The 24,137-nt window shown below is 48.4% G+C and carries 29 protein-coding genes and 2 pseudogenes; 30 read left to right on the forward strand and 1 reads right to left on the reverse strand.

Features of this window, described 5'->3' with window-relative positions; all coding sequences use genetic code 11:
* The 4 genes and pseudogenes from AACX38_RS16500 to AACX38_RS16515 form a co-directional block, all read left to right on the forward strand.
* A pseudogene (locus AACX38_RS16500) lies at nucleotides 1–94 on the forward strand (IS982 family transposase); the annotation flags it as partial.
* Nucleotides 95–328: 234 nt separating this feature from the next.
* On the forward strand, nucleotides 329–661 hold the full coding sequence (locus AACX38_RS16505) for a phage holin, lambda family (RefSeq protein ID WP_228865000.1): 333 nt from the start codon (nucleotides 329–331) through the stop codon (nucleotides 659–661).
* Entirely contained in the window at nucleotides 645–1,079 is a 435-nt protein-coding gene (locus tag AACX38_RS16510) for a lysozyme (protein WP_228864975.1), read from the forward strand. Before AACX38_RS16505 ends, AACX38_RS16510 begins: the two co-directional genes overlap by 17 nt.
* The gene (locus AACX38_RS16515) at nucleotides 1,076–1,525 is read left to right on the forward strand and encodes a lysis protein (protein ID WP_228864976.1); all 450 of its coding nucleotides are present in this window, start codon (nucleotides 1,076–1,078) and stop codon (nucleotides 1,523–1,525) included. Before AACX38_RS16510 ends, AACX38_RS16515 begins: the two co-directional genes overlap by 4 nt.
* 65 nt (nucleotides 1,526–1,590) lie before the next feature.
* Here the strand turns inward: AACX38_RS16515 and AACX38_RS16520 are convergent, their stop codons facing one another.
* Nucleotides 1,591–2,097, reverse strand: coding sequence for a DUF2569 domain-containing protein (locus AACX38_RS16520; RefSeq protein WP_228864977.1), 507 nt, complete (start codon nucleotides 2,095–2,097; stop codon nucleotides 1,591–1,593).
* A gap of 91 nt (nucleotides 2,098–2,188) precedes the next feature.
* On the opposite strand from AACX38_RS16520, the gene AACX38_RS16525 reads away from it, so the two are divergent.
* The 26 genes and pseudogenes from AACX38_RS16525 (at nucleotide 2,189) to AACX38_RS16650 (ending at nucleotide 23,893) form a co-directional block, all read left to right on the forward strand.
* Nucleotides 2,189–2,818, forward strand: coding sequence for a terminase small subunit (locus AACX38_RS16525; protein ID WP_228864978.1), 630 nt, complete (start codon nucleotides 2,189–2,191; stop codon nucleotides 2,816–2,818).
* A gap of 198 nt (nucleotides 2,819–3,016) precedes the next feature.
* Complete coding sequence (gene terL / locus AACX38_RS16530; RefSeq protein WP_228864979.1) at nucleotides 3,017–4,417, forward strand: phage terminase large subunit; 1,401 nt, start codon at nucleotides 3,017–3,019, stop codon at nucleotides 4,415–4,417.
* A 5-nt stretch (nucleotides 4,418–4,422) separates the two neighbouring features.
* Complete coding sequence (locus AACX38_RS16535; protein ID WP_228864980.1) at nucleotides 4,423–5,910, forward strand: phage portal protein; 1,488 nt, start codon at nucleotides 4,423–4,425, stop codon at nucleotides 5,908–5,910.
* Nucleotides 5,911–5,947: 37 nt separating this feature from the next.
* Nucleotides 5,948–6,661: a phage minor head protein gene (locus AACX38_RS16540; protein WP_099109888.1), complete on the forward strand. Its 714-nt coding sequence runs from the start codon at nucleotides 5,948–5,950 to the stop codon at nucleotides 6,659–6,661.
* Between the two features lies 1 nt (nucleotide 6,662).
* Nucleotides 6,663–7,934: a DUF2213 domain-containing protein gene (locus AACX38_RS16545; protein ID WP_228864982.1), complete on the forward strand. Its 1,272-nt coding sequence runs from the start codon at nucleotides 6,663–6,665 to the stop codon at nucleotides 7,932–7,934.
* Nucleotides 7,934–8,428 carry a structural cement protein Gp24 gene (locus AACX38_RS16550; RefSeq protein ID WP_099123428.1) on the forward strand — a complete coding sequence of 165 codons (495 nt, stop codon included), beginning with the start codon at nucleotides 7,934–7,936 and terminating at the stop codon, nucleotides 8,426–8,428. Before AACX38_RS16545 ends, AACX38_RS16550 begins: the two co-directional genes overlap by 1 nt.
* The gene (locus AACX38_RS16555) at nucleotides 8,428–9,495 is read left to right on the forward strand and encodes a major capsid family protein (RefSeq protein ID WP_228864983.1); all 1,068 of its coding nucleotides are present in this window, start codon (nucleotides 8,428–8,430) and stop codon (nucleotides 9,493–9,495) included. The genes AACX38_RS16550 and AACX38_RS16555 overlap by 1 nt, the downstream gene beginning before the upstream one ends.
* Before the next feature lie 54 nt (nucleotides 9,496–9,549).
* Complete coding sequence (locus tag AACX38_RS16560; RefSeq protein WP_228864984.1) at nucleotides 9,550–9,900, forward strand: hypothetical protein; 351 nt, start codon at nucleotides 9,550–9,552, stop codon at nucleotides 9,898–9,900.
* Nucleotides 9,900–10,337, forward strand: coding sequence for a DUF4054 domain-containing protein (locus tag AACX38_RS16565; protein ID WP_228864985.1), 438 nt, complete (start codon nucleotides 9,900–9,902; stop codon nucleotides 10,335–10,337). The genes AACX38_RS16560 and AACX38_RS16565 overlap by 1 nt, the downstream gene beginning before the upstream one ends.
* Nucleotides 10,328–10,795, forward strand: a complete 468-nt coding sequence (locus tag AACX38_RS16570) for a hypothetical protein (protein ID WP_228864986.1) — start codon at nucleotides 10,328–10,330, stop codon at nucleotides 10,793–10,795. The genes AACX38_RS16565 and AACX38_RS16570 overlap by 10 nt, the downstream gene beginning before the upstream one ends.
* A gap of 2 nt (nucleotides 10,796–10,797) precedes the next feature.
* Nucleotides 10,798–11,166, forward strand: a complete 369-nt coding sequence (locus tag AACX38_RS16575) for a phage collar protein (protein ID WP_228864987.1) — start codon at nucleotides 10,798–10,800, stop codon at nucleotides 11,164–11,166.
* On the forward strand, nucleotides 11,156–11,668 hold the full coding sequence (locus AACX38_RS16580; protein ID WP_228864988.1) for a phage gateway protein: 513 nt from the start codon (nucleotides 11,156–11,158) through the stop codon (nucleotides 11,666–11,668). Before AACX38_RS16575 ends, AACX38_RS16580 begins: the two co-directional genes overlap by 11 nt.
* A gap of 9 nt (nucleotides 11,669–11,677) precedes the next feature.
* Nucleotides 11,678–13,164, forward strand: a pseudogene (locus AACX38_RS16585) (DUF3383 domain-containing protein).
* 24 nt (nucleotides 13,165–13,188) lie between these two features.
* Nucleotides 13,189–13,641 (forward strand): phage tail fiber protein, encoded by a 453-nt coding sequence (locus AACX38_RS16590; protein ID WP_099109835.1) that lies wholly within the window; start codon nucleotides 13,189–13,191, stop codon nucleotides 13,639–13,641.
* Nucleotides 13,642–13,695: 54 nt separating this feature from the next.
* A complete protein-coding gene (locus tag AACX38_RS16595) occupies nucleotides 13,696–14,154 on the forward strand; it encodes a hypothetical protein (RefSeq protein WP_228864989.1) in 459 nt (152 codons plus the stop codon).
* Between the two features lie 86 nt (nucleotides 14,155–14,240).
* A complete protein-coding gene (locus AACX38_RS16600) occupies nucleotides 14,241–16,373 on the forward strand; it encodes a hypothetical protein (RefSeq protein ID WP_228864990.1) in 2,133 nt (710 codons plus the stop codon).
* Nucleotides 16,370–16,900 carry a phage baseplate protein gene (locus tag AACX38_RS16605; RefSeq protein WP_228864991.1) on the forward strand — a complete coding sequence of 177 codons (531 nt, stop codon included), beginning with the start codon at nucleotides 16,370–16,372 and terminating at the stop codon, nucleotides 16,898–16,900. Before AACX38_RS16600 ends, AACX38_RS16605 begins: the two co-directional genes overlap by 4 nt.
* An 11-nt stretch (nucleotides 16,901–16,911) precedes the next feature.
* The gene (locus tag AACX38_RS16610; protein WP_228864992.1) at nucleotides 16,912–17,232 is read left to right on the forward strand and encodes a phage baseplate plug family protein; all 321 of its coding nucleotides are present in this window, start codon (nucleotides 16,912–16,914) and stop codon (nucleotides 17,230–17,232) included.
* The gene (locus AACX38_RS16615) at nucleotides 17,198–18,013 is read left to right on the forward strand and encodes a baseplate hub protein (protein ID WP_228864993.1); all 816 of its coding nucleotides are present in this window, start codon (nucleotides 17,198–17,200) and stop codon (nucleotides 18,011–18,013) included. The genes AACX38_RS16610 and AACX38_RS16615 overlap by 35 nt, the downstream gene beginning before the upstream one ends.
* A 2-nt stretch (nucleotides 18,014–18,015) precedes the next feature.
* Nucleotides 18,016–18,708, forward strand: a complete 693-nt coding sequence (locus AACX38_RS16620) for a Gp138 family membrane-puncturing spike protein (RefSeq protein WP_228864994.1) — start codon at nucleotides 18,016–18,018, stop codon at nucleotides 18,706–18,708.
* Nucleotides 18,705–19,049 carry a hypothetical protein gene (locus AACX38_RS16625; protein ID WP_228864995.1) on the forward strand — a complete coding sequence of 115 codons (345 nt, stop codon included), beginning with the start codon at nucleotides 18,705–18,707 and terminating at the stop codon, nucleotides 19,047–19,049. Before AACX38_RS16620 ends, AACX38_RS16625 begins: the two co-directional genes overlap by 4 nt.
* Nucleotides 19,042–20,229, forward strand: a complete 1,188-nt coding sequence (locus AACX38_RS16630; RefSeq protein WP_228865001.1) for a baseplate J/gp47 family protein — start codon at nucleotides 19,042–19,044, stop codon at nucleotides 20,227–20,229. The genes AACX38_RS16625 and AACX38_RS16630 overlap by 8 nt, the downstream gene beginning before the upstream one ends.
* The gene (locus tag AACX38_RS16635; protein WP_228864996.1) at nucleotides 20,226–20,879 is read left to right on the forward strand and encodes a DUF2612 domain-containing protein; all 654 of its coding nucleotides are present in this window, start codon (nucleotides 20,226–20,228) and stop codon (nucleotides 20,877–20,879) included. The genes AACX38_RS16630 and AACX38_RS16635 overlap by 4 nt, the downstream gene beginning before the upstream one ends.
* Nucleotides 20,880–20,883: 4 nt before the next feature.
* Nucleotides 20,884–22,203 carry a phage baseplate protein gene (locus AACX38_RS16640; RefSeq protein WP_228864997.1) on the forward strand — a complete coding sequence of 440 codons (1,320 nt, stop codon included), beginning with the start codon at nucleotides 20,884–20,886 and terminating at the stop codon, nucleotides 22,201–22,203.
* Between the two features lie 369 nt (nucleotides 22,204–22,572).
* Nucleotides 22,573–22,749, forward strand: coding sequence for a hypothetical protein (locus AACX38_RS16645; protein WP_228864998.1), 177 nt, complete (start codon nucleotides 22,573–22,575; stop codon nucleotides 22,747–22,749).
* A gap of 4 nt (nucleotides 22,750–22,753) precedes the next feature.
* Nucleotides 22,754–23,893 (forward strand): phage baseplate protein, encoded by a 1,140-nt coding sequence (locus AACX38_RS16650; RefSeq protein WP_228864999.1) that lies wholly within the window; start codon nucleotides 22,754–22,756, stop codon nucleotides 23,891–23,893.
* Nucleotides 23,894–24,137 lie beyond the last annotated feature (244 nt).

Below are 24,137 nucleotides of genomic sequence, written 5' to 3' on the forward strand. Positions count from 1 at the left end.
TGTTTTAACGGGATTGATTGCTTACAGCCTTAAAGAGAAGAAGCCATCACTGAAAATTTTCTACTCAGAAGAAGATATTTCAGCAATGGCTTAAACAGAATTAGGGTTAATCTAATCAAAACTACATTCTGGTTGTTAGGCTGCACTTTGGTGTAGCCTTTTTTATCACCTATTTCCGTTTTTTCTCCCTTATTTGAGGGACGAAAACAAGAAGTGGCTATCTGTTTATTAACCCAATCTGCCACTGCAATTATTCACTACAACTCTCAGGGGCGAACCTATTTCACCCCCATGGACGCCCATTGTTCTAATGGGGTGGAATATGAAGATGAAAGAAAATCCTGATATCTGGGTACACCTCGGTGACTGGCTCATATCGATAAAAGAGCAAGGCATCGGAGCAACCCTCGCCGGGACAATGGCATTTCTTCGCGGTCGCTATCACGGTGGTGGCTGGTTAAAGGTGTCAATCGATGCCTTTATGTGTGCCATGTTCGCCTGGTTCATTCGTGACGTATTAAATCTGTTTGGTCTGAATCCTGACTTGGCCTACATCGGTAGTGTGGTGATTGGCTACTTGGGTACGGACTTTATTGGTCAATTATTGCGTAAAGCGGCAGAGAAGAAAACGGGAGCATCCTCTGATGGAAATCAGCACTAAAGGTCTTGAATGCATCAAACAGTATGAAGGCTTGAAGCTGAAAGCCTACCCCGATCCTGCAACGGGTGGCATACCGTGGACCATTGGCTATGGTCATACCAAAGGGGTTAAAAAAGGCGATGTGATTACAGAGCAGCAGGCTGAAGTATTTCTGCATGATGATCTCCAACCTATATACGCCACCTTAAGGCAATTGGTTAGAGTGCCGTTGAATCAAGGTCAGTTCGATGCACTGTGCTCGTTTATCTTCAACTGTGGCAGCGGTAATTTTTCAGGATCCACGTTATTGCGGAAACTTAACCAAGGTGATTACATTGGCGCTGCGGCAGAATTCCCTCGATGGAATAAAGCGGCAGGTAAGGTTATGCGAGGGTTAGATAGTCGCAGAGCATCTGAACATCAGATGTTTTTATCATGAAACTCAATTTCACCAGCGGCACTGTTATCGCGTTGATTATTGCTTCATCAGCAGCCTTCTTATACCGCTCTGGATACAAGAAACAGCTCGGTATCAATAACGCCCAGATAACCGAAATTCAGCAATTGACCGACACCATCAACTATCAAAATACGCACATTAACATGCTGCATGAGTTAGATACTAAACACACTCAGGAACTCGCCAATGCCAAAGTTGAAATTGATAGGTTGCACGCTGCTTCTCTTATTCATTCTGAGCGGGTGTACATCAAAGCAGAGTGTTCTATGTCTAAAACCACTACCACCTCCAGTATGGCTACTGCAACCACCGCCCGACCAACTGACACCGCTATCCGAAATTATTGGTTACTCAGAGAACGTATTGCAACCTCCGAACAAATGATTTTAGGGTTGCAGGAGTATATCAAAACACAGTGTCAGTAAATCTCAGAGTGTAACCACCACATTTCAGGTGGTTGCAGGTAGACATAAAAAAGAGGCTGGAATGGTTAGTTCACGAAAGTTTTTTTAACTCTAACTGATACAATGAAGTAAGGTATCCATACAGCAGCGTGAAGAATACTGCGTATAAGGTTGAGAGTGTAGTTTGGATCTACGGTAGCAGACATCACATTTATCGTTAAAAATATCATAATGACTTGGACAGTGATGTTGGATATGAGCAGAGAGATGTATAGATAAGGTGTTTTCTTTGATTTCCTAAAAAAGAAAATGATATTGACAATAATGAGTAAAAACAATAATAAATCCAAGATAAATGCGAATGTCATGAAATATTTCCAACGGTCAATAAGTTGGCTATAAAGTGGAAATATTTCACTAATAGTTGTGAAAATTCCACTTATATTTGAAAACAACATGACTATTAAACCGATAGCAGGAAGATAAAGCCACCCCCCAATTTTCTTTAAGGATTTATCTTCACATTCTTCACAATATTCTGTGTCTTGAGGTATTTCCTTTTCGCCACATTTAGTACAAACCCATTTATCCATATGAATAGACCTTTAATGTTTACATAAATTGACAGATTCTAATGCAATTTTAAATGTAGGCAATAGCTATCTGACTTTATAGGTAAGCAAAATGGCACAAAAGAAAATCCAACTCACTGATGAGCAAAAAGTTCTTTTTGATGCCTTAACTCCATTACCGCAAAAATTCGCACTGGGTATCCTGAAAGGATTAAATCAGGTCGATGCTTATCGTAAGGCAGGAGGGAAGGCGAAAGGTGAATCTGCCCGAACTCAGGCGAGCCGAATGATAACATTTGATAATGTTAAAACCTTTCTCGACGCCATGAACCAAGAAGCAGTTTCTGATGCGGTTATGAGCCGTCAGGAAGCCCTAGAGCGGTTATCGGCAATGGGGCGTGTCTCTATTCACGATATCGCCGACTTCCGTAACAGTCAGATAGGCGAAGACGACGAGGGCAAGCCCGTCTTTCAGGCAACATGGCAATTCAAAGATTCAGCCCTACAGAATCCGGTAGCACTCAGCGCCGTTTCTGAACTGACCACGGGCAAAGATGGTATCAAATTAAAACTCCATGACCCGAAATCTGCTATCAAGCAACTGGCGGAACTGCTCGGCTGGGAATCAGCGAAGAAAGTCGATTTAAGTTCTAGCGATGGCTCGATGACACCCAATCCTATCGACCTCAGTCACCTGACTTTTGAACAGTTACTGAAACTGAGAAAAAATCGGGAAAAGTAGCCCTATTTAACATAATGGACATTTCAGGAATCGCCGCTTTCCAACTCAATCAAAATGTCACCTTAAACGGGTAAAAGTTTCACTCTTCTGTCTGATTTTCGGGTTTTTATTTGTTACTGATTTGTTATCAAAAACGTGAAAATCATTTCACCGTGATTTTGGCGTGAACCGCGTATTTTTCTCACTTTGGGCACTGACATGGATATCGATAATGCAATGCTGGATGAGGCTATCGAAAGAGAGATTGCCCGGCGCAGTCTGCATGAGTTCATTCAGTATATAAACCCGGAATATATCACCAGTGATTTTTCACGACAGGTTTGCGTGGCCTTAGATGAATTCCTGCTGGATATGATGGATGGAAAGCGTCCGATACTGATTCTGGGTGCGCCGCCACAGCATGGTAAATCAGATATTGTTTCGCGTTACCTCCCGGCTTACTTCTTTGGTAAGTACCCGGATAAACGGGTTGCCGGATTGTCCTACGGCAAAGATTTAGCCTCGGACATGAACCGTGATGTACAGCGCATCATGATGAGCGAAGAATACCAGCACTTATTCCCAGCGTCTTCACTGAACCCCAAACGGGTAGTAACGATTGAAACGATGGCGAAGCGAAACAGCGACACCTTCGAAATCATGGGTAACAACGGTTCTTACATTGCTGCCGGGGTCGGTGGACCACTCACGGGGAAGAAAGTGGATTTGGGTATTATCGACGACCCGATTAAGAACTCGAAAGAGGCTCTGAGCGCAACCACCAAGAACGCCATCTGGAACTGGTACGTTTCTACCTTCAAAACCCGCCTGTCAAAAAACAGCGGCGAGATCATTATGGCCACACGCTGGGCGACCGATGATTTATCCGGCAAGGTGATTGAAATCAGCCAGAAAGCCAAAGTGCTGGCGTTCCCCGCTATCAATGAACAGGGTGAAGCCTTAGTGCCTGAGTTGCATCCTATTGAAAAATTACTCGATACCAAAGCCATTCTTGGGGATTACTTCTGGTCAGCCATGTATCAGCAGTCGCCGAAGCCGTCTGGCGGCACAATCTTTAAAGAAGACTGGGTGAACTATTACCTGCCGAAAGACTTGCCGGAGAAATTCGACAAGGTGATCCACAGTTGGGATATGACTTTCAAAGATGGTGAGGGTACGGACTATGTGGTTGGGCAGGTCTGGGGCAAAAAGGGAGCAAATGCCTATCTGTTGTATCAAATCCGCGCCCGGATGACCTTTACCGAAACCCTGAAAGCCGTGCAAAAACTGGCGGAGAGATTCCCGCAAGGCCGCCGTAAGCTGGTGGAAGATAAAGCCAATGGCCCAGCAGTCATGGATTCACTTCGAAGTATTGTTTCAGGATTAATACCGGTTGAACCGGATGGCAGTAAAGTTGCTCGTGCTCATGCAGTAACGGCGGAGTGGGAAGCCGGTAATATCTTTTTGCCGCATAAAGATATTGCACCGTGGGTGGTCGATGCCGTTAACGAAATTACCACTTTCCCAGTCGGAGCGCATGATGATGTGGTGGACTGCATGACGCAGGCTCTACGCGATTTGTACCAGAAAAAAGGCAGTTTCTTTACAACCAAGAGGTAATGTTTATGTGGCCGTTTTCAAAACGAAAGCCTACAGCACAACCTGTTCAACGTTCAGCATTTTCCACCGATTTATGCCCCTCGCTTGCTAAAGATAACAACTTTAAAGGACTGGAATTGCCACAGCCTACAATGACCGGCGTGGCAATGGATTCGGTGGATGGCTCGATCCCCTCGTTTAAAGCAGGCAGTTTGCACGGCGTATCGGAAGCCCAAGCCGCGTGGTATGCGAACCAGTTGTTTATCGGTAATAATCTGTGTGCGGTGATTGCCAAGCATTGGCTGGTGGATAAAGCCTGCAATATGCCTGCCCGTGATGCCATTCGCCAGAGTTACGAAATTGATTGCGAAGATAGCACCATTATTGAGCGACTGAAAAAACGCGATAAAAAATATCGTATTCATCAGGCGATGAAAGAGCTGGTGCATTTCGGGCGCGTATACGGGGGACGCATTGCCCTGTTTGTGGTGGAAACACCCAACCCGAAAGAGTTCTATGAAAATCCCTTTAATCCCGATGGTGTTGCGCCGGGTTCGTATAAGGGAATTAAGCAGATTGATCCACAATGGGTAACACCCGAACTGACTGTCGATAACGTGCAAGATCCGGCCTCACTCCATTTCTACGAGCCGACTTATTACCGCATCGGCGGACGGCGTTACCACAAGTCTCATCTGGTGAAGTTTGTGCCGTTCCCCGTACCGAACGTGCTCAAGCCAATGTACAACTATTTTGGTGTCTCTGTACCAGAGCGCGTCTACGAGCGTGTGTATGCCTCTGAGCGCACCGCCAATGAAGCGCCGCAGCTAGCCATGACTAAGCGATTATTAACACTCGGTATGGCAGATGCAGAAAATGCGGATAAGGGCGTGATTGCGGAGAATATCGAATATTTCGCGCTGATGCGGGATAACTACGGTGTGCAGATCACCAGCAATTCAGACACTGTTCAGCAGTTTGATACGTCATTGGCTGACTTAGATGCCACCATTATGACGCAATATCAGCTTGTCGCCGCGGCTGCCAATGTACCTGCCACTAAATTATTGGGTACCACGCCCAAAGGCTTTAATTCCAGTGGCGAGTATGAAGAAGCCGCCTACCGCGAAGAGCTGGAGAGTATTCAGGCCAACGATTTGGAAGATTTACTCCAGCGTCATTATGAAATCCTGTTACGCAGTGAAGGGTTGCCAATTGTGGACATCAGTATCTCATGGCGACCACTGGACAGCCCGACAGCGGCTGAATATGCCGATATCGAGCTGAAAAACTCCCAGACAGCGGTTAACTACGCCAACGTGGGAGCGGTAGATGGTCATGATATCCGCCAGAAACTGGCAGCGGATAAAGAATCCAGTTACTTCGGCTTAGAGATTAACGAGGATGCGTATGGCGAAGAAACTCCGCCTGAAGAAGAGCCGGGAACAGTGGGCAACGGCGCGACAAGCAGTCATGAAGGGCAAGCCCCTGCATTATTCGGCGGCAGCAACTGACCGCTATCAGCGTGACCTGTCACGACTAATCAAACGGATGCTCAAAGATTACGAACAGGTATTAACCCAATTACAGGATGATGCTGAATCGGTAGCGATGGATGCCAGCATTGCCAGCCAGACGCGTATTTGGCTCAACAAATTAAAACGCCGCTGGGACAGTATCTTTAACCGCAAAGCCGCAGAGCTGGCAGATCAGTTTGTCAGTCAGACCGATCTCAACGCCAAGCGTAATCTGGATGATTCACTCAAACAACTTTCTGGTGGCCTGACCATTAAAACCCCTGAACGCCCGGCAGAGATGCAAGATCGTCTGACCGCTGCCACCGCTGAAAATGTCGCCCTGATTAAATCCATACCGCAACAGTTTCACTTTCGCATTGAAAGTGCGGCATTACGTTCTATCAGCCAAGCGGGTGAGGGTGCAAAGACCTTACTGGGGGAAATCAGAGCGATTGGCAGCGTGACCGAAAAACGGGCGCAGTTTATCGCCGTTGACCAGACGCGAAAAATTACCACGGCGGCTAATTATGAGCGGATGAAGTCGGCAGGCATTCGCAAAGCGGTCTGGCATCACTCCGGTGGCAGTGCTGAACCACGCAAACTGCATCAAAAGTTAGATGGTCAGGTGTTCGAGCTGAAAAACCCGCCGATTATCGATGACCGGACAGGTCAGCGCGGATTGCCGGGTGAATTGCCAAACTGTAAATGCTTCTGGACACCCGTTGTCGATTTTGGAGAGAACCCATGACATGAGTAAACGCACTTACGACCTGAACGGCTGGCTGGAAGTTAAAGATAACCCCATCTCTAAAGTGGGGGTTTTTGATTATCTGGGGTCGGAAATTGGCGCTCCCGTTGCCGATCAGATTTACAAGGTACTGCGCCCACAGGAAGAATTGGAAAATATCGCCACGATCAACTCATTCAAACTGATGCCGTTTGTGGATGAGCACGAGATGTTAGGCAAAGAGGCCACCCCTGCCGAGAGAAAAGGCATTGAGGGTGTGATTGGTGAAAGCGTCTATTTCGATTACCCGTATCTCAAAGGCAATATCAAGATCTTATCCAATTCGGCACTCAGTCAGATTGCCAGCGGCAAGATTGAACTTTCACCGGGTTATCGCTGCCGCTACGACTTCACCCCCGGCACGTTTGATGGCGAACACTATGATGCCATTCAACGCGATATCCGCGCCAATCACTTAGCGCTGGTGGCAGAAGGGCGAACCGGCCCCGATGTTGCGGTGCAAGATCACGTTATCACTATTGATACCAAGGAGTTAATCAGTATGGCTACTGAAGAACAAGACAAGAAAGAGAACACGACCGATAACGGTTTCACACCGGAACAGGTCGAGCAGTTGCAGGCGATGATTGGAGCTGCGCTGTCCGGGCAATCAACACCAACAGGAGATGATGACCCGGATAAAAAAGACACGAGAGATGACGATCCCGATAAACCTTCGCAGGACGAAGCGGAAGAGAAAGTGGAGGATGCCGTCGAAGAAGCGGAAACTGCCGCAGAAGCTGCCGAATCCGGCGATCCCGAAGCAGTGGAAACTGCCGAAGTTGCTATTGAAGCGGCAGAGCAGGCGATTGAAGAAGCCAAAGAGCATCTGGATCAGGCCACGACCGATAGTCTGAATCGCCGCATCAAACGAGTTCGCCGGGGCATACAGGCAATGGATGATATTTCTCGCCTGAAACGCAAGGTCAATAAGCTGGAGAAAGCGAAACCCACCTATGACACGGGCGATCTGATTAAACAACTGGCAGGCCGTGACACGCTGGTGCACAAACTCACACCGTTTGTCGGCGTATTTGACCACAGCAGCATGACCAAGCAGGGTGTAGCGGAATACGGTATCAAACATCTCGGTATTCCGTGTCAGAAAGGGCAGGAAGTGATCGCACTGGATGCGTGGATGCACGGGCGTGTGCCTGACTCGCAAAAAAACACCTCAACAATGGATGCGGCAATCAGCCAGCAATCCATCAAAGACAAATGGAGCAAAGCATAATGGCCATACCAAAAAGTGTCGCCAACGGCCTGATATCGGGCGTTGTCGGTGAAATTTCACACGAAGGACCGGTGCGAGTGACGGCGGCTGTTCTGTCCTCGGCGGATGAAACCAAGAATGGGTTCGGGCTGGCCTACACCTATAAAGATAACCATGCCGAAACGGTGCGGGTGGGTGGTGACGGCGCTTTTGCCGGGATTATGATCAACCCGAAAGCCTATCGTATCGGAGCGGAATATGCTTTGAACGGCACCACCGGCGAATTTCTAACGATGGGCGAGGTGTACACTCAGCTTGAAACGGGTGTTGCGCGTATCAATGCACCAGTGGTGTTTGACATTGACGGCAAACTGTCTGCCAAAGAGCCGATAACCGCCAATGATCGGGTGATTGGCTTTGTCTCCCGTCATGTGGAGTCAGCAGAAACACCCGATCTGTGTGTGGTTCGCCTGACTGAAATTCCTTATCCCGTTGCAGCACAGGGAGGTCACTAATGGCTGTCAGTAAAGAAAAATTTCATTTGTCCGGGCGTGAAATCAGTCAGCGAGGACCGTTACATATCACAGCAGACCAGAAGTGGACCTATAGCGAACTGTCACAAATTGGTTTTGGCGGGCTATCGGCGATGGACTCGGCGCTAACTGGTCCGGCGATGAGCGGCGGTTTTATTCAGCGTCATATGTTACAGCATGTGCTACCGGGTTTGATCCGTACTGCCACCCGTATCCGTATTCTGGATGAGATCACCGGTGTTATGACCGCCGGTGAGTGGCACGATGAAGAAATTATTCTGAATGTTGCCACGCCGACGGGCAAGGCCGAGCTGTATGGTGATCATACCAATATCCCGCTGGCCTCCTATGTGCAGGATTTGGAACACCGTGGCATTGTCCGTTTTGAACAGGGTTTTCAGGTCGGTAAGCTGGAAGAGGCTCGCCAGTCAGCTGCCGGTTTTGAAACGGCAGCAGAAAAACGTCATGCTGCTACTGAATCACTGGAGCAATCCCGTGAACGCGTGGGCTACTACGGCTTGAACAGTCCGCAGACCCGCGTTTTCGGTTTGCTGAATGATCCTAACCTGCCCGCGTATGAGACGGTGAAGAAACCGTGGTTGCAGGCTACGTTTGCCGAAGTGATCGGGGATATGAACACCCTGTTCGACCGGCTCGAAAAATCGTCCGGAGGCCGGATTAAAGACAGCGATTCGATGACAATGGTTTTACCACTGGGCTTCCGTTCTGTGCTGAGTAAAGCGAATCCGGTGGCGCAGGGGGAAACCGTCAGACAATGGGCGAAAGAAAACTATCCGAACCTGCGTTTTATCTTTTCACCGGAATTTGTCGGAGCCAACGGTGGCGTGGATATCACATATCTGTTCGCTGACAGCGTGGATGACGGTTCAACCGCCACTAATGCCACCCTCCTGCAGGTCGTGCCGGTGAAATACCAATTGTTAGGTTCTGAAAATGGCATCAAGGGCTATCTGGAAGATGCAACCAACGCCACCGCCGGTATTTTTGTAACCCGTCCGTGGGCGCTCACCCGCTTAACCGGCATTTAATCTCAGCCCTCTGCTGAGGGCACTTTGTTTATTTTTCAAGGCAGGAGTTTCTTCATGTCTCAATCTCTCTATATCTATTGCACCCTGTCCAACGACCAGAACTATACCGTGCGTGACGGTGCAGTGTTTATTCACGGGCAGGCCAATATCATGACCCGGGCGATGCACACCCCACGCGGGCGTGTGACCGAAGTTAGTGCCGAACAGTATGCCCAGCTTAAAGACAACCCTGTTTTCAGGCTGCATAAGGAAAATGGTTTTATCACTGTTGAAAGCCGCGAGGCCGATCCCGAAAAAGTGGCCACTAATATGGAGGCCAGCGACCAGTCAGCCCCCGATACGCCGGAATCATTGGAGGCTGAGGGCAAAGATACCCCGAAGATTAATAAAGGTAAGGGCAAATAATGAACACGGATACATTCCCCCTGAAAGCGTTTCGGGTGTTGTATCCGCAGTTTGATGCTCAACCCGATGAGGAACTCGAAATCATCGCCCAATCCGCCCGGCATTATTTTTCACCGTGCCGGGGTGTTTGTACTGACGAACTGTGGATTCTGGTGGTGGCGCATATGCTGCAACTGCGCCAGTTAATGGCTCAGGGCGAATCGCCAACCGGCGTTGTCACTGCGGCTACTATCGGTAGTGTTAATGTCAGCTTTACTGCCCCACCTGTGGGTTCGAATACCTCGCACTGGTTTAACTTAACGCCTTTTGGTCAGCAATATCTGGCGTTACTCAATCGTTGTGGGCGTGCTCCGATGTATGTGGGTGGTCGGGGCGAACGGTCGGCTTTTCGCGGTGTCGGCGGTCGGTTCCCTAATGGGGGGCGGGTATGGCGATGAGTCCGAAACTAACCCGGCTCAAGCGGGTGTATGACGAGCTGGGCAAGAAGCAGCTTAAAGTCGGTTTCTTTGAACACACAAAATACCCTGACGGCACACCGATTGCGTATGTGGCTGCGATTCAGGAACTGGGCAGTTCTGCTGGTAATATTCCGCCTCGTCCCTTTATGCGCCCGGCGATGAAGGATAATCAGGCCAGATATGCTGATTTGATGCTTCGTGCGGCTAAAGCCGCTATTGATGACACTCTCTCAGTCTCCGATGGTCTGAGCCAGATGGGTAGTGTTGCCGTCGGTGATATTCAGCTTGCTATCCAAGCTGTGACTACGCCGCCACTGAAAGACAACACCGTGAAAGCACGGGCAAGCCGTCACAGCAAAGGCAAAGCAACCCATAAGCCATTGGTGGACAGCGGCCTGATGCTGCAATCCGTCACGTTCAATGTGGAGGACAAATAATCATGTTCGGCAATTTACAGCGCATTGCCTCGCGCTATATCCCGCAACAAACCGTACAGTGGTATCGCTTCCGATCGCGTGAGCTGGATGCATTAGGTCAGTGGCAAAACACCTATCATGATCCGATAGCCATTTGCGGAAGCTGGCAGGCCATCGATACGCAGGATGGGCAGGATATGGGGCTGGATACCGCGAAAATTTACCGTAAATTCTACACCACGCACGATATCCGCCATATCCAACGGGGCAAGTCGCCGGATTTTCTGGTTTTTGCCGGGCGTCGCTATGATGTGATGGGCGATGCCGACTGGTACGAACAGGATGGCTGGCTGTCGATTGTCTGCATTGAGGCCGGTGAGTATGACGGATAATGACGTTTATATTGCCCTGCGCGCACAACTGCTGAAACAATTAAATGAAGCGGGTATTGCTGTGCCTGTCGTCGCGGGTTTTCAATCGACCAAACAAGGACGAGAGAACCGCTTTGTGATGTTTTTTCCCATCAGTGAGAGCGCTCACGGCTGGCAAGGGAGAAGCTATCATTGTGCTGATCGCAACGCCAACCATCGTGAAACCCAGATTGTGGAGAAAACGCTACAGGTACAGAGCGTAGGGAGTTTTGAACAGTATACTGCGGGTGATATTACTGCCACCGTGCGCATGATCATGAACTCGCTACCTTTTGTGGAGACGCTGCGCAAGCAAGGGATTGGCATCCAACGCGCAGGTAATTTACGCATGCCATTTCTGATTAACGATCAGGGCAACTACGAGTTGTCACCCTCGTTTGATATCACTATCACCCATTTACGTAACATCAAACCCAACACAGCCACGGTCAATGTGCTGTTTCCCGATATTTATCGAATCTAAGGTGATTTTATGCCGATAAAACAAACCCGATACGTCGATATCGCCAGTGCGGTGATCGGTGCATCCAGCGTACCCATGCGCAAACTGACGGGACGCTTGTTTTCAACCAACCCGAAAATTCCGGCAGGCAAAGTGTTAGAGTTTGCTTCCGGTCAAATTGACGCCCTGCTGGGGAGCGACTCGCCGGAGGCCAGATTTGCCCGACAGTATTTCAGTTACGTGAGTCCTGCGCCTGTCAGTAAGCCGAAAGAGTTACAGATTGCCGCTTATGAGCCGATAGGCCGGACACCGGCGATTTATGGTAGCAAAGCCGCTGTCCTTGATGAACTGAAAGCACTGGTTGATGGCACTTTTACTGTGACGATTGGCAGTGTCATGAAAACCTTCACTGATATTGACTTATCGAAGGCAACTTCTTATGCCGATATTGCTTCTGCGGTACAAGCCAAACTGAACGCGGAGAAAGCCCCGCAATTTGCCAATGCTTACCTGACCTTTAACGCAATGGACATGCTTTTGTCTTAAATGGCGGGGTGCAGGAGAAAGCTGAGATCAACGTGACCTATTCGGTGCTTGCTGATGCGATGGGGCTTTCATCCGGCAACCGTTCGGCAGGCAATGCTGCACAATCGCCACTGGCGGCTTTCATTGCCGCCGAGAAAATCTCTGATTCGTTCGGTAGCGCGACCTTTTTAACGGAGATGGCTCTGCCGCAAGCGGTTGAACTGGCAGAGTATGTGGCAGGGGAAAATGTCAAATACCAGTTGCATCTGGCGGTCACAGCAGAAAAAGCGGAAGACTGGAGCGCTGCACTGGTCGGTACGGCATCGACCGGATTGAACCTGAAAACGGACGAGCTTGTTTTTGTACAGGCATTACCGATGGCGATCATGGCCGCCACTGATTACGACCGAAATAACGCGACCACCAACTACATGTACCGCCAGTTTGGGGTGACTTTCCCTTCTCAAATCAGTGCCGATCTGGATGCTGACCGGTTCGATAAATTACGGGTTAACTACTACGGTGAAACCGCCGTGGCGGGGTCACAAATTCGTTTCTATCAACGCGGTTTTCTGTGTGGCTCATCGTCCAATCCGCTGGATATGAGCGTTCATGCTAACGAACAGTGGTTGAAAGCCCATATTACCCAGCAATGGTTCAGTCTGCTGATGGCCACACGCGGTATTCCGGCGAACAAAGACGGCGAAGCCCGTGCTATGACTATCATTGCAGGCGCTGTCACCAAAGCACTCAATAATGGCACTATCTTACCGGGCAAAACCTTAACAGACGTGCAGAAACTCGCCGTTGCTGATGCTTCCGGGGATGATTTGGCTTGGCATGACGTACAGGACAAAGGTTATTGGTATAACGCTCAGATTGTGGAGCAAACAGGGGCTTCCGGCCTGCCCGAATACGCCATGAAATATGTGTTGATTTACGGTAAGGGCGATTGGGTACGTAAAGTCGAAGGTTCCCACAATCTGGTTTAAGGTTGGTTTTAAGGAGTAAGAAAAATGTACGATATTTCCGCTACCGGCTTAAGTCTGGTGATACAGGCCAGCACCACATTCCCGGCAGGCATTCAAATTACCCAGTTTGCGGATGATGCCGATCCGCTGGACTTACCTGCTGTCGATATTGCCCAGACCGGGATGGATATCAACGGTAACCTGACCTACTGGTCAACGCCGACACCACAAACGGTGACCATCAACGTACTGGCAGGCAGTGAGGAAGATGAAAACCTTGCCATCTTGCTAGAAGCCAATACTGCCAAGAAAGGTCGCCGCCATGCCGGTGACATTATCACGTTGGTTGCCTCTTATGGTGATGGTTCGACCACCACCGCCCGTAATGGCAAGATCACTAATGGCAGTCGGGGTAACTCTGCTGCCAGTGCCGGGCGATTGAAATCGAAGCAATACACATTTGTCTTTCAGGATTTTGATCGTACTCGCGCACGCTAAGTGCTTTTTCATTACTTCGGGCGGATTTTCCGCCTTTTCTGATTTGAGACCGTTATGTTAATTAAACCTAAAACCATCGCTATCACGGATGCCGACCGTGAGGAACATACCTTTATTATCAGCCGACTGCCTGCCACCATCGGGCGCGAGATTCTGGCGAAATACCCGCTGTCTAATGCGCCGAAAATTGGCGATTACGCTATCAGCCATGAAGCGATGCTGAAGATGATGCGCTATGTGGCGGTCGAGGTGGATGGGCAGGAGATCTTGCTGAAAACCCAGACCCTGATTGATAACCATGTGCCGGATGGCGAAGCATTGATCCGCCTCGAACTGGAAATGCTGAGGTACAACACCAGTTTTTTCGGGACCGACGGGAGCCGCGGTTTCCTCCTCTTCCTGCTGGACAAAATCAGCGGTTCACTCCCGTCGATTATCAAAACGCTGATGGCTTCATTGCCGTTATCGTCAGCGCAGGCTACGCCACCCTCACCGAACTCAAAACGTCCATAGATTTGGAAGAGGCGTTTGACCTGTGGGAGATCGCCATCACCAACCGTTATAACGAAGCGTTAGCCGCGTCAACAACGAGGTAATGTATGTCATTGTTAGATACCTTTGTGCAGGTATTTGAATTTGATACCCGTCAGGCTGATGCTGCCTTTGAATCATTCCGCCGTTCGACCGATGACATGCTGGCTGATATGCGGCAGGCACAACAGGCAGCAGAAGCCGGTGCGGGCGGGTTTGGTCAGTTTGTGCAGGAATTAGCAACGTCATTGCAAGCCGTTGCGGGCGGAGAATCGCTTGATATTGATGTCAATATTCATGATACGCAGGAGAAACTGACTGCCGTACGCACCCGGATCTGCGAACTGGAAACGGCGCTTGCCACACTGGACAGTCAGCGTGAGCAAGCCAGTCTCGGCTTACAGGACAACGGTACAACCGTGACTGAACTGACGGCGCAGTATGATCAATTACAGGGAGAATTGAGCACGCTCAGTGGTGAACTGGATAGCCTGACGGATGCCGAGAAAAAGAACGTCAAAGCGAAAGAAGCGGTGAATGCCATTGTAGACGTGTTGCAAGCTGATTATGCCCGGTTTGTCGAAACGATGCGGACTAAAGGCATTCAGGCGGCGATTGATGAAGCCAAAGCCCAACATCATCTTCAACGTGCGCTGACTGAGACTGACAGCAAATACAAAACTGCCGGTGAATCCGTGGCAGGATTTGCGACCAAAGCCCTGGGTGCAGTCGGTATCGTGATGAGTATCGGTGGGATTTTTGCTGATGCGGTGTCACGTTCACAAGAAATTGAAGCACTGGATAAACTCGGCAAGAAAATCGGTATGGCAACCGAGGATGTTGATGCATTTGGTGGTGCAATGGCAGAACTGGGCGGCTCGCGTGAAGCTGCGCAGGCTGACCTTGAGGCGATGTCACAGGCCTTCGGCAACACGACCCACAAGATGGAGAAGATTCTGGCCACCGCTGATAAAGTCAAGGGCATGAAGTTTGACAAAGCGAAGGCAACACTGGCCGGATTGGGCGTCTCCGATGACAAAACCGTCGAAATGATGATGAAAGGCCGTAAAGAACTGGAACGGGTGATGGGGATCCAGAAAGAGTACGCAGGCATCACCAAAGAGAGCATCGAAAAATCGGTCAAATTCAATGCGGCAATGAACAAGTTTCAGCAATCATCGGGCCTGCTCAAAAATAGCTTTCTGGAAATGGTCATTCCCGTTCTCGCTAAAGGCATGGACTGGCTTTCCCGGTTTATCGGCTTTTGCAAAGAAAACAAGCACCTCATTATTGGCTTTTTTCTGGCTATCGGCGTTGCTGTTGCGGCCTATTACGTGCCGCCGATGCTATCAGCGGCTGCGGCGACACTGGCAGCCACCTGGCCCATATTGGCGATTATTGCCGCTATTGCGTTGCTGGCAGCGGCCTTTGCTCTTGTGTATGACGACATCATGAACTTTATCGAGGGCAATGATTCGATGATCGGGCGCATACTGGATAAGTACCCGATAGTGAAGAAAGTGATCATGCTGCTGTGGGAAGCGTGGAAAATGCTGTTTGGCTACCTGAAGGCGACAGTGAAATTTGTCGCCGATTTGGTCATTGATGCGTTCAATACGATGGATCAGAAAATTACTCAGTTTATCCACTGGCTGCTAAGTTCCATGACGGATTTACTGGCATGGGGTAAGCAGTTCAGCGGTATCTTTGATTCGGTGTCCGATGCCGTTGTGGGGGCATTTGATTGGATGTGGGAACAGGTGAAAAAAGTCATTGGCTGGATAAGCAAAGGGTTGGATGCCGTATCCAAAGGCTTCAGTACCGTCAAGGGCTGGTTTGGTTTTGGCGAGGATAAGCCCGTGGCGGTGGTTGAGCGCTCCATCAATGAAGCCGGTGAGATCACAGCCAAACCACCGAAACCCGACAATATCAACGCCGATGATAAACAAGCCCTGAAAGCCGATATCGATAAACTTAACCAGAGCCTGACTGCTGCGTCCAATAACCCGCTTAATCCGGTCACCAGTCAGGCTATCAGCAACCAATCGCACCAGACGCATGAAACCAATACCCAAATCGGCGAAATCACTATCACCACACAGGCCACGGACGCCCAAGGTGTCGCTAAGGATATGAAAGGTGAGTTGAATAACCAGCTGAAAGATTTAGGCCAGCAAACAGCGACAGGAGTGGCGAAATGATCACTGAGGTGAAAATCTTTAATGTGGACACGTTTGCCACGTTGTTTGAATCAGCCAATCCTTTGCAGGTGAGTGTGCGTGATGAGCATAAGGTGACGAAATTTCAGGTGGAGAACGGCGAAACCCGCAGTGACCATATTGTGGTTGAAGCGGTGGAAATTGGCATAGAAGTGCTGCTCACCGGCGAACTCAAGAACCACTTTGCCGCCATGCAGCAGGCTTACGATACGCACCAACTGGTGGGTATCCAGACACGGGTGAAAACTTACCAGCCGATGATCCTGACTCACTTCTACCATGATGAAGTACCGGAAATGGCGGATGCGATTAAACTATCGTTGCGCTTTGCCGAGTGGCGTAGCATCGAACCGGAATACGGCGAGCTGCCACCACGTCGGGTGGCGAAAAAAGCCCAGTCCGGCACGGTCAATCGGGGCAATGTCCAGACTAAAGACGTTGAGGGCAAGAAAAAATCCATCGCCACTAAAATCATGGATGGTGAGGGCTTATTCGGGACAAAACAATAGCGGAGGTTAATATGCGTGAAATCCCGTTACGGGCCATTCCCAATCAACGGCTGGCCGTGACGCTTGGTGACACCAATTGGGTGATCACCCTCAAAGCCGCCAGAAACATAATGCTGTGCGATATTCAGCGTGATGATGTGATGATTATTCAGGGCAGCCGGTTAATGCCCAATGCCCCATTAATTCCTTATGCCTACCTCGGTTCGACCGGTAATTTTGCCTTATTGACTGAACAGGATGAACTGCCCTGGTGGGAACAGTTCGAATCGACCCAAACGCTTATTTATTGGAGTGATGATGATAGACCTGCGACGCATCCGGCTGGGGATTGAAGTCAGCGGGCGGCTCAACTGGTACGAAGGCATGCGCATCTCAGCTTCCGGCACCAAATATGCCAATCCGTTGCAAAATGAATGTTCGGTCAATATTGATGGTCTGAGCAGCGATACCCGCGATTACCTTCTCACTCAAACCAGTCCCTACACTAAAAACAAACAGCCGCGCCGTTTGATACTCGAAGCCGGTCGGGTGAATACCGGACTGTTTCGGGTATTTGTCGGTGATATTGTCAGTGCTGAAATTGTCTCACCACCCGATGTCACGTTGACGCTGAAAGCCAAAACAGGCAACAGCCGTAGCGGTGATATCGTCTCATCCAGTGGCGGAGCCATCAAAAAGCTGTCCGAGATTGCACAGGGTATCGCTAATGACTGCAAGGTCAAACTGGATTTTCAGGCCAGCGAGAAAAACATTGCTAACTGGTACTACTGTGGCGCGGCACTGTCACAAATTGCCCGCTTGCAGGAATCCGGCGGTGTCAAAGCCTTTATTGATGATGACGTGTTATACGTCAAAGACAGCGATAAAGCGCTGAAGAATCGCCTGCGTATCCTGAATATGAAGTCGGGTATGGTGGGTATTCCCAAGGCCACTGAAAAGGGTCTTGACGTCAGCTTTCTGATTGATGGTGAGTCTTTCCTCGGTGGCCTGTTGCGGCTGGACAGTAAACTGAACAAATCACTGAACGGCGATTACCTTATTGAGCAACTGAAATTTGATATTACCTCCCACGATGATGCCTTTTTCTACACCGCCACCTGTAAGCGAGCGTAAACATGAACCAACCCAATAGTGATATCGCCAGTGAAGGTAGTCTGGCGGGGCAGTTTATGGCGGCTTTCCGCAACCTGCTGCTCAATGTTGAAGATATGCTGCCTGCGACGGTGGTCAGTTATGATGAGCACACCAACCGTGCAGTCATTAAACCGCTGGTGATGATGGCCACCACCGAAGGACAGACGATATCTCGTGCACCGGTCCAGAATATCCCGGTATTTCGTTTTGGTGGCGGGGGCTTTTTTCTGCGCGTTCCCATCAAGCCCGGTGATTTTGGCTGGTTAAAGGCCAACGACCGGGATATCAGCTTGATCTGCCAGCGCGGTGGACAGGAAGACCAGCCGAACACGGCGCGGCTGCACTCGTTCAGTGATGCGATGTTCTTCCCCGATACCCTGAAAGGCTGGGTGATTGAGGGCAAAAATATCGATGCCTTGGTTATCCAGTCAATGGATGGCAGCGTTTGCTTGTCACTGCACAAGGATAAGGCTGTACTGGACACGCCTAAATTTGAAGTTAACGCACCTGAAACGATATTCACCGGCAATGTCATGATTAATGGCAACTATGCGGTCAATGGTAACAGTGATTCTTATGGCGGCACGATGCACCATAACGGACGCAATATCGGTGATACCCACCAACACAGTGGTGTTCACACCGGTGAGGGTCATACAGGAGTACCGTTATGATCACTTTTGCGGTGGATGCCAATAACGATTTGGTGCTGGGTGATGATGGCAACCTGTCACTGTGTAAAAACGCACAAGCGGTCAGGAATCTCTGCGTCCATTATGCTCGTGCTCTGCGCGGGGAAATGCTGCATAAAGTGGATAAAGGTTTGCCGTACTGGAAAACCGTGTTTGGTCGGCAGGCTGATATCCCGATGTTTGAAGCGGCATTCCGAGAACGCATGCACGAAGTGGTGGGTGTGGAAGAGGTAGTTTCGTTTGAAGCCACGATTGCAGATAACTCATTGCGTTATCTCGCCACTATCCGCTCTATTTACGGGAGTTTTACCTTCAATGGCTGATTATCACTACATTACCCGGCAGGGCGTGGTTGTGCCGGATACGGCAGAGCTACGCAGCGGGGTGGAAAATGACTTTTACGCCGCATTCGGGCAGGACATCGATCTGTCACCGGAAACTCCGCAAGGGGTGCTGGTGACGATGGAGATTGAGAACCGTGATGCCATGGTGCGTAACAATGCCGAACTCGCCAACCAGATAAACCCGGACATTGCCGGTGGACTCTTTTTAGATGCGATCTGGGCACTGATGGGGGGCGGGCGTTTTTCCGCCACACGGTCATATCTCAGTAACGTAGAATTTAGCGGCGTACCTGATACGGTGATCCCGAAAGGGTCACAGGCGGAATCGGTGACCGGCGCTCGATTTGAAACGATCAGTACTCTGATTATCGGCAAGAACGGCAAAACCACCGATGATATGCGGGCGGTTGAACCGGGTAGTATCGAATGCAAAGCCGGACACCTTGAGCGTGTGGCCAGTTCGATTCTGGGCTGGGAGACTGTCAAAAATCCGACTCATGCCGTTGTCGGGCGTGAAGCTGAATCGGATATCAGTGCAAGACGCCGCCGTAAACAGACACTGGCCAAAAATACCGTCAGCGTGGGCGAAGCGATCACGTCTTCCCTGTACGAATTGGAAGGGGTGAACTCGCTTTCTTACCGGGAAAATGCGACCGCACAGATACTCACCCTTGATGGTATTAAACTGTTACCCCACAGCGTCTATGTCTGCGTAGAGGGCGGCGATCGGGAAGCGATTGCTCGTGCGTTATTGCGTACCAAAACCATCGGTGCAGCTTATAACGGACAGGAAGTGGTGATTGTCACCGAACGGGTGAGCGGGCAGGAATATGAAATCCGCTTTGACCGCCCGACCGAGAAAATCATCTTCTGCCGCGTCACGGTAAAAAAATCCACGATGGACGCTCAAAGTCTGATCCCGGCTGCTATTGAGCAATGGGTACGAGGAGAACTGGACGGTGATAGCGGTCTGGTCGTCGGGCGGGAAGTGTCACCGTTTGAAATTTCCGCCGCTATTAACAGCATCGAACCGCGACTGTTTATCACCAAAGTGGAGTTGTCCACCGATGGCCAGAACTGGTTAATGGGGACAATCCCCATCAAACTCAACGAAGTGGCCCGATTGCATCGCGGCTCCGTGCAGGTGGTGGTCACATGAAAATACAATCATTTGATTTTCATTCTGATCTGCTGCGCGCCATCCTCTGGCAGTACGAAAACGCCCCGAAACTCAACACACTGGCGTACCGCAAAGCCGCCTATTTTGAGCAAAGCAATGTGGCGTTCTGGCGCAATTGGTATCGGGATGTGTTCAATATCGATACCGCCAATGATTTCGGGCTGGCGGTCTGGGCGCGCATTCTGGATGTGTCACTGGGAATTGATGTGGCCCCCAGTGATAAAACTAAAATCGGTGTGGGCTTTGGTAAGAAACGTAATTTTAAGGGCAACTTCCGGCGTAACAGTGATTACACCCTGCAACTGACCACTGGGCAAAAGCGGCTGATTATCCGCATGCGCTACTTCAATCTGACGCAAAGTCCGACAGTAGTTAACATCAATACCTTTTTAGAACGTTTTTTCTGGCGTGATGACAGCAAGGTCTTTGTGCTCGATCCGCTGGATATGACTTATATATATTACGTTTTTAACTTCAATCCTGATGAGCAGTTACGGGTCTTACTGGAAAACTTTGACCTGATGCCCCGCCCTTCCGGTGTTGGCGTCAAATTCCGTGTCGTCACGAAAAAAGCCTTTGGCTTTGGCAAAAAACACACCAACTACTTAAGCAGTAACTTCGGAGCTTAATTCCATGACTAAAATCTTTAAAACCCCCTTTGCCGCGCAAGGGGACAGGGTCGCTATACCTAATGAAGTCCAAGCAGACGGTGCAGTCTCCTACACGCAAGGTTACGGCTATGATTACGAGCGTGACCAGAACACCGATCCGGCAGCGAAAGATATTGAACGTGAGAAGATGAACGGGATTTTCCACGATATCACCGAAGCTGTCGGCGAAATACAAACCTTCGGCGCAGCGCAATGGTCCATTGAGGCGTTGCCTTATCCGCTGCGGGCACAGGTGTATTACAAGCAAAAGCTCTGGCAATCCCGTATTGAGAACAACAAAGAAGAACCCGCAACCGGTAATGGTTGGCTCGAACTGAAAGCTGACCTGACAGCGAGCGATGTAGGCGCATACAACAAAGAAGAAGCCAACCAGCGCTTTCAGCCATTGGGGAACTACACGCCTGCCGGTTATAGCTACGGTAAAGAAGAGTCTGATAATCGTTTTCAACCGAAGGGCAACTATCAACCTGCCGGGAATTATACGCTGAAAGGGGAGAGTTACACCAAGCCGGAATCTGATGCTAAATATCAGCAGATGGGAAATTATCAACTTGCTGGTGACTATGCAACAAATTCAGCATTAAGTAGTGGATTAGGGCAAAAGCTAGATAAATCCATTGTTGCTCAAGCTACAGGAGGTTCAACAACAGCGATTATGAGCCAGAATGCTGTGACTCAGGCACTTAAAAATGCAGTAAATATTGATACAATTTATCCTGTTGGTGTTGTTATTTGGTTTGCGCAGAATAAAAACCCAAATAATTTATTTCCCGAAACTAAATGGGCTTATATTGGTGAGAATAAAACCATTCGATTAGCTGCTCCTAGTGACTCCGATGTACTGTCGACAGGTGGTAGTGATTCAATGACTTTGACTGTGGCACAAATGCCGCCTCATAGTCATTCATTTTCTGCGAATACTAGCAGTTTTGATTATGGCGCAAGGTCGGCTACAACTAGCACTGCAGGTGGGCATAATCATCAACTTTGGTCGGATAGAACATGGGAAACACTGGGGTCACCTGTTGGGTTAAGTCACAATAATTCATATTTAGGCGTAACAGGAGCTACACATGGTGACGCTCCTCCCGGATATTTATTGAATACTGGCTCAAACAGGCAGTTGATATCTGACAGTGGCAATCACAATCACACAATTTCAATAGGTATAGGTGCACATAGTCATTCAGTTAATGGAAACACATCAAATGCAGGGAGTGGTTCTAGCATTAATATCACAAATTCTTACATTAAGTTAATGGGCTGGTATCGGCTCTCTTGATAACTAGGGTGTTTTTTGGGATATCACAGATGTAATTGCTTAGAGTATTAATATTAATAAATAACATTGCATCTATACTCTGATAATAACATTATATTTTCCTTATAATATGATTTATATAAAAACTTCATGTAATCTTTCATAAATAATTAGTCATTAAATAAACTTTGTTAACTCCTTTCTTTATGTAACGTGTCATTACTATGATATAAAATGTGAACTAATATACATAGTTAAGCTATTCATTGAATATTTCCAAAATAAACACTTCCGTATTGATAAACCTAATTTGATGTTTACAGGCGGAGACGTGCCTACCGCCTTCATATTACTTAGCAATGTACTTTGTTGATTAAATGAGGGTTATATATGAATACTCAAGATAATAAACCTGATAAGGCGACGAAAAAAGATAATGTACGTCCTGATACTACAATCAGGGAAAAACAAACTGTCACACTAAATCAAGCTGAAAACAGTGTCAGTAATATCTTTGGCTTTGGCTACTCACATGCCAATTTTTTTAACAGCCATTTCGGAGCCTAATCTCATGACAAAAACATTTAAAGTTCCCTTTGCAGCTCAGGGAGATAGAGTTTCTATTCCTGATGAGCCTCGAGAAGATGGTACTGTTTCATATGCTCAAGGTTATGGTAGTGGATATGGGCTTGATCCAAACGAAGATCCTACTGCAATGAATATCGAACGTGAAAAGATGAACGGTATTTTCCACGATATCACTGAAGCCGTTGGGGAAATGCAAGCCTTTGGTGCAGCACAATGGAGCAGTGATGCACAACCTTATTTTTTGCGTGGGTTGGTCTACCATAAACAAAAGCTCTGGCAATCACGCATTGAGAACAACAAGGAAGAACCAAAAGCAGGCAATGCTTGGGTAGAATTAAAAGCTGATCTGACTGCTGATGAGGTGGGGGCTTATAGCAAAGAAGAATCGGATGCCCGTTTTCAGGTAAAAGGTGATTATGCAACAAATGCCTCGTTGAGTGGAAAACTGGATAAATCAGCTATTGCGCAGACTACAGGACAAAGCACTAATCAGATAATGAGCCAAAAAGCAGTCACTGAGGCGCTGTCTCATGCGGTGTCTATCGATGTATTATATCCCGTTGGTATCATTTTATGGTTTGCACAAAATAAGAATCCTAATCACTTATTTCCCGGTACTACATGGAAATATATTGGCGAGCATAGAACAGTCCGTTTAGCTGCAGCTAGCGGGTCTGATGTTCTATCAACAGGTGGTAATGACTCAGTAACTTTGACTGTTGCACAGATGCCTGCACATGAGCATCAGTTTTCAGCAAATACCAGTAATTTTGATTATGGAACTAAGTATGGTTCAACTGGCACTAGTGGTTGGCATAATCATCAACTTTGGTCCGATAGAACAGCCACATGGGGAGGGGATCCTGTAGGATTAGGAAATGCTGATTATTATTTAGGTGTAACAGGAGCTGCACATGGAGAAGGTAGCCCTGGTTATATGACCTATGCAGGTACAGGAGCTCAATTGATATCCAGTGGAGGTAGTCACAGCCATTCTTTTGCAATAGGCATAGGAGCACATAGCCATTCAGTCAGTGGAAATACATCATCTGCAGGTAAAGGTTCTAGCTTTAGTGTTACTAACGCTTACGTTAAGTTGATGGGTTGGTATCGTACTGCATAATTGATATGGAAAGAAAACGATTGACTGATATTTTATTGTTATCATTATACATTTTACTAAAAATTGTCCTATCCTATAGTAAAGTCAATCGTTTTCATTTTTCTGAAAGGATATCAATGTGGATCTGAAAGTTATAATTAAAAATAAATTATGTATTTTTGATGCAAAAAATAAAAATAATATATTTCATGTGGCGTTTGCTGTTGATGAAAATTACATGAAACCAGCAGGAGTAACTATTTCA

Origin of the sequence: Xenorhabdus sp. PB30.3, assembly GCF_963895965.1 — a bacterium.
Lineage (GTDB): Bacteria > Pseudomonadota > Gammaproteobacteria > Enterobacterales > Enterobacteriaceae > Xenorhabdus > Xenorhabdus stockiae.